10 protein-coding genes are annotated in these 12,317 nt (G+C 71.6%); 4 read left to right on the forward strand and 6 right to left on the reverse strand.

Annotated elements, in window-relative coordinates:
- Window positions 1-9: 9 nt before the first annotated feature.
- Entirely contained in the window at window positions 10-441 is a 432-nt protein-coding gene (locus tag NDW01_RS24985) for a ChaB family protein (RefSeq protein WP_252824189.1), read from the reverse strand.
- Between the two features lie 176 nt (window positions 442-617).
- On the opposite strand from NDW01_RS24985, the gene qcrB reads away from it, so the two are divergent.
- Window positions 618-2,246: a cytochrome bc1 complex cytochrome b subunit gene (qcrB, locus tag NDW01_RS24990; protein WP_252824191.1), complete on the forward strand. Its 1,629-nt coding sequence runs from the start codon at window positions 618-620 to the stop codon at window positions 2,244-2,246.
- A 7-nt stretch (window positions 2,247-2,253) separates the two neighbouring features.
- Here the strand turns inward: qcrB and ctaD are convergent, their stop codons facing one another.
- The 4 genes from ctaD to fdh form a co-directional block, all read right to left on the reverse strand.
- The gene (gene ctaD, locus NDW01_RS24995) at window positions 2,254-3,930 is read right to left on the reverse strand and encodes an aa3-type cytochrome oxidase subunit I (protein ID WP_252824193.1); all 1,677 of its coding nucleotides are present in this window, start codon (window positions 3,928-3,930) and stop codon (window positions 2,254-2,256) included.
- Between the two features lie 85 nt (window positions 3,931-4,015).
- Window positions 4,016-5,023, reverse strand: a complete 1,008-nt coding sequence (gene nrfD / locus NDW01_RS25000; protein WP_252824195.1) for an NrfD/PsrC family molybdoenzyme membrane anchor subunit — start codon at window positions 5,021-5,023, stop codon at window positions 4,016-4,018.
- Window positions 5,020-5,973, reverse strand: coding sequence for a 4Fe-4S dicluster domain-containing protein (locus NDW01_RS25005; RefSeq protein ID WP_252824199.1), 954 nt, complete (start codon window positions 5,971-5,973; stop codon window positions 5,020-5,022). Before NDW01_RS25005 ends, nrfD begins: the two co-directional genes overlap by 4 nt.
- Window positions 5,970-9,233, reverse strand: a complete 3,264-nt coding sequence (fdh, locus tag NDW01_RS25010) for a formate dehydrogenase (RefSeq protein WP_252824208.1) — start codon at window positions 9,231-9,233, stop codon at window positions 5,970-5,972. Before fdh ends, NDW01_RS25005 begins: the two co-directional genes overlap by 4 nt.
- Before the next feature lie 226 nt (window positions 9,234-9,459).
- On the opposite strand from fdh, the gene NDW01_RS25015 reads away from it, so the two are divergent.
- The 3 genes from NDW01_RS25015 (at window position 9,460) to NDW01_RS25025 (ending at window position 11,836) form a co-directional block, all read left to right on the forward strand.
- Window positions 9,460-9,993, forward strand: coding sequence for a phosphatase PAP2 family protein (locus tag NDW01_RS25015; RefSeq protein ID WP_252824210.1), 534 nt, complete (start codon window positions 9,460-9,462; stop codon window positions 9,991-9,993).
- Between the two features lie 5 nt (window positions 9,994-9,998).
- Complete coding sequence (locus NDW01_RS25020) at window positions 9,999-10,364, forward strand: DUF5335 family protein (RefSeq protein ID WP_252824212.1); 366 nt, start codon at window positions 9,999-10,001, stop codon at window positions 10,362-10,364.
- An 89-nt stretch (window positions 10,365-10,453) separates the two neighbouring features.
- On the forward strand, window positions 10,454-11,836 hold the full coding sequence (locus NDW01_RS25025) for an outer membrane protein assembly factor BamB family protein (protein WP_252824222.1): 1,383 nt from the start codon (window positions 10,454-10,456) through the stop codon (window positions 11,834-11,836).
- A 27-nt stretch (window positions 11,837-11,863) separates the two neighbouring features.
- On the opposite strand, the gene NDW01_RS25030 is transcribed toward NDW01_RS25025, so the two are convergent.
- Complete coding sequence (locus tag NDW01_RS25030) at window positions 11,864-12,253, reverse strand: RNA-binding S4 domain-containing protein (RefSeq protein WP_252824224.1); 390 nt, start codon at window positions 12,251-12,253, stop codon at window positions 11,864-11,866.
- Between the last annotated feature and the right edge of the window lie 64 nt (window positions 12,254-12,317).

Genomic DNA, 12,317 nt, shown 5'->3' on the forward strand with positions numbered 1-12,317 from the left:
GTCTCCGTGTCAGCTCTTCGAGCGGGCCTTCGCCGTCTTGCGGTCGTTGGCCTTCTGGAGGGCGTCGACGAGTTCCTTCTTGCTCATGTTCGAGCGGCCGGGGATGTCCATCCTCTTGGCCAGGTCGTACAGGTGCTCCTTGGACGCGTTCATGTCGACGCCGCCGGCGCTCTTGCGCGACGTGTCACGGCCGCCTTCGGACTGCGGATCGGAGGGCCCCTTGGCGCCCTTGTCCTTCGGCTCCCAGTGGTCGCCCACCTTCTCGTGCGTGTGCTTCAGCGCACCGTACGCCACCCGGTGGGCCCGCTCGCCCTCGCCGTACTCCTTGACCGCCGAGTCGTGGGCCTTGGCGAACGTGCGCTGGGCCTTCTCGTCCGAACGCTCGATCGTGCTGGGCAATTCGCTCTTCTTGGCCGTCCCCTTCTTGGTCGTCTTGGGCATTCCTCGCTCCTTCCGCGGTGAAGGTCCGACGCTTTCGGCCATACCCCGAGGGACGCCGTCACACCTGCCGACGAGGGCGTTCGCGACCACGGCCGGAGGGCGGCCGCATCGCGTTACGCCTCCCGCCTCACGGGTAGGCGCTCAGCCAGGAGATCCAACCCCCCTACGGAGCTCACATGGCGGTGAACAGGCGTGCGGCGAGCGCGGTCGCGCGGACCGAGCGTGCGATGGACGAGAGGCTCGGCAGTGCGGCGTTCCTCCGGCGGAACATCCGTAAGGCGTTTCCCGAGCACTGGTCGTTCCTGCTGGGCGAGATCGCGCTCTACTGCTTCGTCACCCTCATCCTCACCGGGGTGTTCCTCACCCTCTTCTTCAAGCCCTCGCAGGCGGAGACGGTCTACACCGGGTCCTACGCGTTCCTGCACGGCGAGAAGGTGAGCGAGGCGTACGCCTCCACCGTCCACATCTCCTTCGACGTACGCGGCGGCCTGCTCGTGCGGCAGATCCACCACTGGGCCGCGATGCTGTTCGTCGCCGCGATCTGCGTCCACCTGATGCGGATCTTCTTCACCGGCGCGTTCCGCAAGCCACGGGAGATCAACTGGGTGATCGGCACGACGCTGTTCGCGCTCGCCGTCGCCGAGGGCTTCGCGGGCTACTCGCTGCCGGACGACCTGCTGTCGGGCACCGGCCTGCGCATCATGCAGGGCATCGTGCTGTCGATCCCGCTCGTCGGCACCTACCTGAGCTTCTTCGTCTTCGGCGGGGAGTTCCCCGGCCACGACTTCATCCCCCGGCTGTTCACCGTGCACGTCCTGCTCATCCCGGGGATCCTGCTCGCGCTGATCAGCGCGCACCTGATGATCGTCTGGCACCAGAAGCACACGCAGTGGCCGGGTGAGCGGCAGACCGAGCAGAACGTCGTCGGCGCCCCGACGTACCCGAAGTTCCTCGCGCACACGATCGCGTTCTTCCTGTACGTCCTGGGAGCGCTCGCGCTGCTCGGCACGTTCGCGCAGATCAACCCGATCTGGATGTACGGCCCCTACCGGCCCGACGCCGACACCTCGGGCGCCCAGCCGGACTGGTACGTCGGGTTCCTCGAAGGCGCCCTGCGCATCATGCCCCGGATCGACTGGGACTTCGCGGGGCACTCGATCGCCTGGAACGTCTTCCTGCCCGCCGCCGTCCTGCCCCTGTGCTTCTTCACGCTCATCGGCCTCTACCCGTTCTTCGAGCGCTGGGTGATCGGCGACTCGCGGCCCCACCACCTGTGCGACCGGCCGCGGAACGCGCCGACCCGTACGGCCCTCGGCGTCGCGGCGATCACCTGGTACGGCAACCTGTGGGCGGCCGGCGGCAACGACGTCCTCGCGGAGGCGTTCAAGGTCCCGCTGGAGTACACCACCTGGTTCTTCCGCGTGGGCTTCTTCGTCTTCCCCGTGGTCGCGTTCGCCGTCACCCGGCGGCTGTGCCTGTCCCTTCAGCGGTCCGACGCCCGCAAGGTCACCGAGGGCGTCGAGAGCGGCACGATCAAGCGCCTGCCGAACGGGGAGTACGTCGAGGCCCACGACCGGCCGGAGCGCGAGCGGGCCGTGGTCGCGCGGACCGTGCACCCCGACGACCTGGTCGAGGCCCTTCCCGACCACATCATCCCGCTGCCGACGCCCCGCCGGATCATGGCCCAGGTACGGTCCCGGCTGAACCGGGCCTACACCAAGTACGCCGCCGAGGTGCCGACCCCGGAGGAGCGCCGGGAGCTGGAGGAACGGGACGCCTCGCCGGCGCGGTCCGTCGCAGGGTGAACGCCGCCTAGTCCTCGGGGCCCCGCGCCTCGACCGGCCGCGCGCGGCCGAGGCGCGGGTAGTGCAGGTCGATGGCCGGGCGGGTGGAGCGGATCTTGGCGATGGCGCGGAAGTTGTGCCGGGGCGGGGGGCAGGAGGTCGCCCACTCCAGCGAGCCGCCGAACTCCCAGGGGTCGTCGACGGTGACGCGCTCCCCCGAGCGGTGGGTGCGGTAGAGGTTCCACAGGAACGCGAGGGTGGAGGCGCCGAGGAGGAACGCGCCGATCGAGGAGATCATGTTGAGCGCGGCGAAGCGGTGGGGGTAGTCGGCGTAGCGGCGGGGCATGCCCTCGGCCCCGAGCCAGTGCTGGACGAGGAACGTCGTCTGGAAGCCGACGAACAGCGTCCAGAAGTGGATTTTGCCCCAGGTCTCGTTGAGCATCTTGCCGGTCATCTTCGGCCACCAGAAGTAGAACCCGGCGAAGGTCGCGAACACCACCGTCCCGAACAGCACATAGTGCATGTGCGCGACGACGAAGTAGGAGTCGGTGAGGTGGAAGTCCAGGGCCGGGGAGGCCAGGATGACCCCGGTCAGCCCGCCGAACAGGAACGTCACCAGGAACCCGACCGAGAACAGCATCGGGGTCTGCATCCGCAGATGCCCCTTCCACATCGTGCCGATCCAGTTGAAGAACTTGATGCCGGTCGGGATCGCGATGAGGTACGACATGAAGGAGAAGAACGGCAGGAGCACCTGACCGGTGGCGAACATGTGGTGCGCCCAGACCGTCATCGACAGGCCGGTGATCGCGATCGTCGCCGCCACCATCCCGATGTAGCCGAAGACCGGTTTGCGGGAGAAGACGGGGATCACCTCGGTGATGATCCCAAAGAACGGCAACGCGACGATGTAGACCTCCGGATGGCCGAAGAACCAGAACAGGTGCTGCCACAGGAGCGGCCCGCCGTGCGCCGGATCGTAGATGTGCGCTCCGAGCTTGCGGTCGGCCTCCAGCGCGAACAGGGCGGCGGTCAGGACGGGGAAGGCCATCAGGACCAGGATGCTGGTGAACAGGCTGTTCCAGGTGAAGATCGGCATCCGGAACATCGTCATGCCCGGCGCCCGCATGCAGATGATCGTGGTGATCAGGTTGACGCTGGTCAGGATCGTGCCCATGCCCGACAGGATCAGCCCCATCGCCCACAGGTCACCGCCGGCGCCCGGAGACCGCACGGAGTCGGACAGCGGCGTGTAGGCGAACCACCCGAACGACGCCGCGCCCCCGGGCGCCAGGAAGCCGCCCAGCACCATCAGCCCGCCGAACAGGAAGAAGTAGTAGCTGAGCGCGTTGAGGCGGGGGAAGGCGACGTCGGGCGCGCCGATCTGCAACGGCACCAGGACGTTGGCGAACCCCGCGAAGGTGGGCGTGGCGAACAGCAGCAGCATCACCGTGCCGTGGATCGTGAACAGTTGGTCGTACATCTGCTCGTTCATGACCTGCAGGCCCGGCTGAAGCAGCTCCGCCCGCATCATCATCGCCATCAGCCCGCCGGCCAGGAAGAACGCGAACGACGTCGCCAGGTACAGGTAGCCGACGACCTTGTGGTCCGTCGTCCCCAGGACCTCCCCGATGCGGCTGCCCAGCGAATGCTCCGCCAGCACCTCGCTGGTGGGAGTCCGTACCCGATCCTCGACCGTCGCCATGCGTACCCTCCGCCCACCCGCGACCGACCGGCCCTCCGGGGCCGTACCAGCCTGCTATCCACTCAAAGGGAGCCCAAACAGCCGGTCAACCGGCGGCCTCGAGACGCTGACGCTGCGGGACGACCGTGTACTTGGGGTCCTCCGCCGACTGCGTTCCGGCGTGGAAGACGCCGAACCGCGTGCAGGCCGAGGCGGCCAGGAGCGCGGCTCCGCTGAGGACCGCCGTCGTACGGCGGCGTCCGCCGAGGGCCGCGCCGGCCGCGCCGAGCACGGACAGCGCCTCGGCGGCCCGCATCAGCCGTCCGGCCCTGCCCTGCCGGTACGTTTCGCCGACCAGCCCGAGCCGGCGTTCCATCACCTTGGCGGCGGCGGTCTCCAGCGCGACGCCGAGGACGGCGGCGCTGCGCGCGGGGGCGTTCTCCCGCGCCGGGGAGGTGATCAGCGCCATGCCCGACGCGGCGGCGGCCGCGGAGCCGACGAAGACGAAGGGCAGCTCCCGGTAGCCGCCGTGCCAGGCGGGCACGGCGGTGTCGGCGGCGAGCACGGCGGTGTAGGCGGCCACCGCCGGGCCGAGGGCCGCCGCTCCGGCGGTCGCCGCGCGGCCCAGGCGTGGGAGGAACCCGGTGACGTCCAGGACCGCCGCCGCGCCGGCCGCCGGGCCGTACGCCGCCAGCAGCCACGAGCCGACGCTCATCGGCGAGGTCGGCTTGAGGACGCGCAGCATGTTGGCGAACCGCTCCGGCCTGCCGAGGTCGTGGACCAGGGCGGCGGCCGAGCCGGTGATCGCCACGAGGGAGGAGATCTTCAGCGCCCGCGCGGTGCTGCGGCGGCCGGTGAGCTGGGCGCCGGCGGCGAGCACCGACCCGGCGCCCGCGAGGCCGCCGAGGAAGAAGTACCCGGCGATGTCGAGCGGCTCCCAGGTCGGGGGGTTCAGGACGGGCTTGCCGTAGTAGGAGGTGAACTTCGCCTCCGGCACCATGGCCCGCTCGCCCCGCCGGCCCTTACGGCGGCGGGGCATGCCCTTGCCGACCAGGGCCTCGCGGTCCGGGCGCTCGCCGCGGATCCCGTCCTTCGTGACGTCCGACTCGCTCATCGCTTCCCTTCCGGCCGACCGTGGGCGGCGAACACGGCGGCCAGCCCGCCGAGCAGGGTCAGTGCGGCGACGCCGGCGTGCCGCCACATCGAGGGCAGGTCGCGGGTGGTGACGACCGGGTCCGGCGGCAGCCCGTACACCTCGGGTTCGTCGAGGAGGAGGAAGAACGCGCCGTCGCCGCCGACCCCGTCATCCGGGTCACGGCCGTACAGGCGCGCGTCGGTGACCCCGATCTCGTGCAGCTGCCGCACACGCTCGTCGGCGCGGGCCCGCAGCTCGTCGAGCGGGCCGAACTGGATCGACTGGGTCGGGCAGGCCTTGGCGCAGGCCGGCTCCTGGCCCGCGCCGAGCCGGTCGTAGCACATCGTGCACTTCCAGACCCGGCCGTCCTCCTTCCGCTGGTCGATCACTCCGTAGGGGCAGGCGGGCACGCAGTAGCCGCAGCCGTTGCAGACGTCCTCCTGGACGACAACGGTGCCGAACTCGGTGCGGAACAGCGCGCCGGTCGGGCAGACGTCGAGGCAGGCGGCGTGCGTGCAGTGCTTGCACACGTCCGAGGCCATGAGCCAGCGCAGGTCCGTGGCGTCGCCGTCCTCGTGCGCGAGGCCGTCTTCGCGCGCGACGCCGGCCTCCTGCGCGACGCCGTCCTCGTGCGCTACGCCGGCCTCGGCGTTCCCGAGGGGCTTGCGCTGTTCGATGAAGGCGACGTGCCGCCACGTGGAGGCGCCCAGGCCCTGGGTGTTGTCGTAGGACATGCCGGTGAGCTCGAGGCCGTCCTCGGGGATGGCGTTCCACTCCTTGCAGGCGACCTCGCACGCCTTGCAGCCGATGCACACCGAGGTGTCGGTGAAGAACCCGACGCGCGGCGGGTGGTCGCGGTGGCCGGCGTCCCCGGCCGGGTCGGGCTCGTTCCCGGCCAGCAGGTTGCGTCCGATGAGGGACTCGGTCATCCGCGGACCTCCATTCCGGTCTCCTCCGTGATGCCGGCGCGGCGGTGGTACTCGGCGAGCAGGCGCGGCACGGCGGGGCCGCGCGGGCGGCGGCCCGGTCTGATGTCGGCGCTGAGCGCCTTCACCTCCTGGATGTGGGCGTTCGGGTCGAGGGCGACGGCCGACAGGTCGTTGGCGGAGTCGCCGGTCGTGTAGCCGTTCGACCCCCAGTGGTACGGCAGCCCGATCTGGTGCACCGTGCGGCCGCCGACGGTGAGGGGCGTCATCCGCTCGGTCACCAGGACGCGCGCCTCGACGACGCCGCGCGCGGTGACCAGGTGCGCCCAGCCGCCGTGCTCCAGGCTGCGTTCGGCGGCGAGCTCCGGCGACACCTCGCAGAAGAACGCGGGCTGCAGCTCCGCCAGGTACGGCGACCAGCGGGTCATGCCGCCCGCGGTGAAGTGCTCGGTGAGCCGGTAGGTCGTGACGACGTACGGGAAGACCTCCGCGCCCTTCTCGCCGGGGCCGGGGTGGAAGCGGTTCTCCGGCCGGGAGAAGACCTGCCGGACCGGGTTGCGCTGCTGCCCCTCGTACAGCGGATTGCGCACCGGCGAGTCCTGCGGCTCGTAGTGCGTGGGCAGCGGGCCGTCGGTCAGGCCGGCGGGCGCGTACAGCCAGGCCTTGCCGTCGGCCTGCATGATGAACGGGTCGACGCCGCTGATCGCCTCGACGCCGGTCGCACCCTCGGGCGGACGGTAGGACGGCGGCCGGTCCGCGACGTAGTCGGGGATGTCGTGGCCGGTCCAGCGGCCCTGCTCGGCGTCCCACCACACGAGCGCCTTGCGCTCGCTCCACGGCTTGCCCTCGGGGTCGGCGGAGCAGCGGTTGTAGAGGATGCGCCGGTTGGCGGGCCAGGCCCAGCCCCACTCCAGGGCCATCCAGTCCTGCTCGGTGTACGGCTTGCGCCGGGCCGCCTGGTTGACGCCGTCGGCGTGGACGCCGCAGTAGATCCAGCAGCCGCAGGACGTCGACCCGTCGTCGCGGAGCTGGTCGTACCCGTCGAGCGGGCGGCCGCCGACGTGGCTGCCGCTGATCTCGGCGAGGATCGCCTCGGCGTTCGGCTCGGCGATGGTGCCCTCGGTCGGGTAGTCCCAGGCCAGGTCGAGAAGCGGCCGGTCCATGGGGTCGGCGGAGCCCGCCAGCCGCTCCTTGATGCGCCGGCCCAGGTGGTACATGAACCACAGGTCGCTGCGGGCGTCGCCGTCGGGCTCCTTGGCCGCGAAGTGCCACTGCAGCATCCGGTTCGTGTTCGTGAACGACCCGGCCTTCTCGGTGTGCGCGGCGGCGGGGAAGAAGAACACCTCGGTGGCGATGTCCTCGGTCCGCAGCTCGCCGGTCTCGATCTCCGGGCCGTCCTTCCACCAGGTGGCCGACTCGATGAGGGAGAAGTCGCGGACGACGAGCCAGTCCAGGTTCGCCATGCCCAGGCGCTGCATCCGGCCGTTGGCCGAGCCGACCGCCGGGTTCTCCCCCAGGAGGAAGTAGCCCTTGCACGTGCCGTCGAGCTGGGCCTGCACCGTCTCGTACGTGCTGTGCGAGCCGGTCAGCCGCGGCAGGTGGCCGAAGCAGTAGTCGTTGTCGGCCGTCGCCGCCTCGCCGAAGTACGCCTTGAGCAGGCTGACGGCGTAGGCGCGCATGTTCGACCAGTAGCCCTTGTCGGTGCGGACCGCCTCGACGAAGGTGTCCAGGTCCTCGTGCTCGTGGGCGTGCGGCATGGGGATGTAGCCGGGCAGCAGGTTGTACAGGGTCGGGATGTCGCTGGAGCCCTGGATGGACGCGTGCCCGCGCAGCGCCTGGATGCCGCCGCCCGGCCGGCCCATGTTGCCGAGGAGGAGCTGCAGGATGGACGCGGCGCGGATGAACTGCGCGCCCATCGTGTGCTGCGTCCAGCCGACCGCGTAGACGAACTCGCTCGTACGGTCGCGGCCGGAGTTCTCCACCAGGGTCCGGCACACGCGCAGGAACGTCTCGCGCGGGATGCCGCAGGTCTCCTCCACCATCTCCGGGGTGTAGCGGGCGAAGTGCCGCTTGAGGATCTGGTAGACGCAGCGCGGATGCGTCAGCGTCGGGTCCCGCCGCGCCTCACCGGAGATCGCCGGGCCGCCGGAGCCGTGCGACTCCGACCGGCCGGAGGCGGCGACGCTCTGACCGTTCCCGGTGCGCTCCTCGTACAGCGAGTCGCGCTCGCCGGAGGCGGCCTGCACCTCGGTGCCCTCGTACTGCCACGTCGTGACGTCGTAGTGGCGGGTGTCCTCGTGCAGCCCGGAGAACACGCCGTCGAGGTCCTCGGTGTCCTCGAACTCCTCGCTCACGATGGCCGCGGCGTTGGTGTACTCCAGGACGAACTCCCGGAAGTCGGCCTCGTTGCTCAGGACATAGTTGATCATCCCGCCGAGGAACGCGATGTCGCTGCCGGCGCGGATGGGCACGTGCAGGTCGGCCAGCGCGCTCGTGCGCGTGAAGCGCGGGTCCACGTGGATGACCGTCGCGCCGCGCGCCTTGGCCTCCATCACCCACTGGAAGCCGACGGGATGGCACTCGGCGAAGTTGGAGCCCTCGATGATGATGCAGTCGGCGTTCTGCAGGTCCTGCAGGAAGGTCGTCGCCCCGCCCCGGCCGAACGTCGTGCCGAGCCCGGCCACCGTGGAGCTGTGACAGACCCGCGCCTGGTTCTCGACCTGGATGATGCCCAGCGCCGTGAACAGCTTCTTGATGAGGTAGTTCTCCTCATTGTCGAGCGTCGCGCCGCCGAGGCTGGCGATCCCGAGGGTCCGGTTGACGCGCTTGCCGTCGGCCTCCCACTCCCACGTCCGGCGCCGGGTCTCCAGGATCCGGTCGACGACCATGTCCATGGCGGTGTCCAGGTCGAGCCGCTCCCAGTCGGTGCCGTGCGGCCGCCGGTACAGGACCTCGTAGCGCCGGGCGTCGCCGGTGGTCAGCTGCAGCGACGCCGAGCCCTTCGGGCACAGCCGGCCCCGGCTGACCGGCGAGTCGGGGTCGCCCTCGATCTGCACGACCTTGTCGTCCTTCACGTAGACGTTCTGGGCGCAGCCGACCGCGCAGTACGGGCAGACGGACTTGACGACCTTGTCCGCGGTCTCGGTTCGCGGACGCAGCCCCCGGGTGGTGGCGGACATCGCGGCGGCGCCGCGGCTGAGCCGGTCGCCGTCGGTGAACTGCCGGTAGACCGGCCACTCCTTGATCCAGGTGCGCACGCCCATCCGCCTCTTGGCCTCCCTTTCGGTCGCCGGTCTACCCACGCCTCGCTTCCCGTGGAGACTCTCCTTACACACCGCACTGATCCCTTTACGGACTTTTGACCTGCGCTTCGATGAATCGGCCGGAACCGGGTGTCATGCCCCTCACCTGGGCGATCTCCGCATCCGGACGGCCGCTCGGGGTAGGCCCTCAGCGGAGGTACGGGTCGTCGGGACGGAGGAGAGACGGGTGCGGTGGGTACGCCGGGTCGACGAGCGCGTGATGAGGGCGGTGACCTCCGCCGGCTGCGCGGCACTGGACGAGGTCATGCCGCGGGCCTCGCGCGTCGCCGACCAGCTTCTCGTGTGGTGGCTGATCGCGGGCACCCTGCGGGCCGGTGGCGGCCGGCGGTCACGGCGCGCCGCCGTGCGCGCGGCGCTGGCGATGTCCGTCGCGGGAACGCTCGCCAACGGCGTACGGATCTACGTGTTCCACCGGGAGCGGCCTCCCGAGACGCTGAGCCGGCGGCGGCCGGGCCGGGTCCCCGACTCGCCGGGATTCCCGTCGGGTCACAGCGCGGGCGCGGCGGCCTTCGCGACGACGCTGGCGTGCGAGGCGCCGTGGCGGGTGAGCGTTCCGGTCGCGGCGCTGGCCTCGCTGGTCGCCTACTCCCGCGTCTACACCGGCGCGCACTACCCCGGGGACGTGGCTGCCGGCGCCGCCACGGGCGTCGCGGTGGCCCTGGCCGTCCACGGCCTCTTTCCCGCGGAGGAACAAAGGTGATCGAGATGACAGAGCCAAAGATGATCGACCGGAACGGCTGGGCCGGTTTCTTCGACCAGCTGAGCGCGGACCACCAGGGGGACATCACCGCCATCGAACTGTTCGACACGGACTTCGGCGACCAGTACGAAACCGAGCGCCTGCCGTTCACCTACGCCTCGTACGACCGGAAGGACGATGTGATCGTCATCGGGGTCGGCGGCAACTCGGCGCGGTCCCCGGTCCTGCTCCGCCGCATGATCCACCGCCCCGTCGAGGTCGACGCGGCCGTGCCGGCGCCCGGACGCTCCGACATCCGGATCGTCGCCGAGGACGGAACGACGACCATGGTCCACCTGCGGCCCGGCGCCGCGCTGCCCGAACCCCGCTGAGCCGTCGTCCGGCGAGTGCACGGGCGGTCGGAGGCTCTTGAACGGCCGATCGCCGTGTGATGGCCGCCCGGCGCGGTGAGAATGGGCGCATGGGCAGGGTCGCGTACGGCGCCGCACTGATCGTCCTCACCGCCGCGACGGCGTGCGGCTCCGGTGGGGGGTCCCGGGCGGACAGCACCGCACCGGCGCCCGCCGGGACCGCCCCGGCGCCCGTGCGCCCGGCGGTCTCCTGGCCGACGTACCACGGCGCGAACGACCGGGCGGGGTTCGCCGCCGGGTTCCCCGCGCCGCGCACGCTCGGCGACGCGTGGACGGCGGGCCTCGACGGGGCGGTGTACGGACAGCCGATCGTCGTGGGCGGCACCGCGTACGTCGGGACGGAGAACGACACCGTCTACGCGCTGGACCTCGCGACGGGGCGGCAGGTCTGGCGGCGGCGCCTCGGCACGCCCGTGCCCCGGTCGGCGCTCCCGTGCGGCAACATCGACCCGCTCGGGATCACGGGGACCCCGGCGTACGACCCGGGCACCCGCACGGTGTTCGTCGCCGCCGAGACGACCGGCGGGCGGCACGCCCTCGTCGGCCTGAACGCCGCGGACGGACGGGTGCGCCTCAGGCGCGACCTCGACGTCGTGCCCGGCCGGGACCGTACGTCCGAGCAGCAGCGCGGGGCCCTGGCGGTCGCCGGCGGCCGGGTGTACGTCCCGTTCGGCGGGCTCGACGGCGACTGCGGGAACTACGTCGGCTACGTCGCCGCCGCGCGCGCCGACGGCGGCGGGGACGTCGCGTCCTACGCGGTCCCGACGCGCCGGATGGGCGGCATGTGGGCGCCGTCCGGCCCGGCCGTCGGCGCGTCCGGCGACGTCTACGTGGCCGTCGGGAACGGCGCGAGCCTGGGCGGCGCGTACGACGGCAGCGATTCGGTGCTGCGGCTGTCGGCCGACCTGTCCCGCCGCCTGTCGTACTTCGCGCCGAAGAACTGGGGCTCGGAGAACAGCGCGGACCAGGACCTCGGCTCGACCGGCCCCCTCCTGCTGCCCGGCGACCGGGTGATGATCGCCGGGAAGACCGGCGACGTCTACCTCCTCGACGGCCACGATCTCGGCGGCGTCGGCGGCCAGCGCGCCTCCCTGCACGGCTGCGTCTCCTTCGGCGGCATGGCGCGGGACGGCTCCTCGGTCTTCCTGCCCTGCGAGGAGGGCCTGCAGCGCGTGGACGTCACCGGCGGCGACGCTCTGCGCCGGGCCTGGCGGGCGCCGGGCAACGTCAAGGGCTCACCCGTGGTCGGCGGCGGCGCGGTGTGGACCCTCGACACCGACGCCGGCGTCCTGCACGCCCTGGCCGAGTCCGACGGGCGTTCGCTGGCCTCGCACCGGATCGGAGAGGTCAGCCGGTTCGCCTCGCCGACCCTCGCCGGGTCGCTGGTCCTCGTCCCCACGATGCGCGGCGTCACCGCCGTCAGCGTGCGCTGACGGAGCCTGCGGGCGCCGGCGGCGTGGTCAGCCGCGGCCGGGCCCCCGGCCGAGCAGCCGCTCGATCTCCCGGCGGTCCCGCTTGGTGGGCCGTCCGGCACCGCGTTCGCGGCGCGCGATCGGGAGCAGCGCCTCGCGCGGGGGCGGCGGCGGGCTGTGGTCGGTGTAGCACTCGACGGCGACGGGCGCGCCGACGCGTTTGCGTACGACGCGGCGCACGACGACGACGCGTTCGCGCCCGGCCAGGCGCACCCGCACCTGATCTCCGGGTTTCACGGCGGCGGCGGGCTTGACGCGCTCGTCGTTGACCCGGACGTGGCCGGCCCGGCAGGCGGCCGTGGCCAGCGAGCGGGTCTTGACGAGCCGCACCGACCAGATCCACACATCGACCCGTACGGTCTCCTGATCCGCCGCCATGGAAGGAACCTTAGTCCAGCCCGTGCCGTAACCGACGTTTCGGCGGCGCATGAATCGGGCAAAG

Origin of the sequence: Actinoallomurus soli, from assembly GCF_024055715.1 — a bacterium.
Lineage (GTDB): Bacteria > Actinomycetota > Actinomycetes > Streptosporangiales > Streptosporangiaceae > Actinoallomurus > Actinoallomurus soli.

Excerpts from the sequence above, each read along its gene's own strand:
- NDW01_RS24985 (WP_252824189.1), bottom strand. The coding sequence starts at position 441 with ATGCCCAAGACGACCAAGAAGGGGACGGCCAAGAAGAGCGAATTGCCC.
- qcrB (WP_252824191.1), top strand. The coding sequence starts at position 618 with ATGGCGGTGAACAGGCGTGCGGCGAGCGCGGTCGCGCGGACCGAGCGT.
- ctaD (WP_252824193.1), bottom strand. The coding sequence starts at position 3,930 with ATGGCGACGGTCGAGGATCGGGTACGGACTCCCACCAGCGAGGTGCTG.
- nrfD (WP_252824195.1), bottom strand. The coding sequence starts at position 5,023 with ATGAGCGAGTCGGACGTCACGAAGGACGGGATCCGCGGCGAGCGCCCG.
- NDW01_RS25005 (WP_252824199.1), bottom strand. The coding sequence starts at position 5,973 with ATGACCGAGTCCCTCATCGGACGCAACCTGCTGGCCGGGAACGAGCCC.
- fdh (WP_252824208.1), bottom strand. The coding sequence starts at position 9,233 with ATGGGCGTGCGCACCTGGATCAAGGAGTGGCCGGTCTACCGGCAGTTC.
- NDW01_RS25020 (WP_252824212.1), top strand. The coding sequence starts at position 9,999 with ATGACAGAGCCAAAGATGATCGACCGGAACGGCTGGGCCGGTTTCTTC.
- NDW01_RS25025 (WP_252824222.1), top strand. The coding sequence starts at position 10,454 with ATGGGCAGGGTCGCGTACGGCGCCGCACTGATCGTCCTCACCGCCGCG.
- NDW01_RS25030 (WP_252824224.1), bottom strand. The coding sequence starts at position 12,253 with ATGGCGGCGGATCAGGAGACCGTACGGGTCGATGTGTGGATCTGGTCG.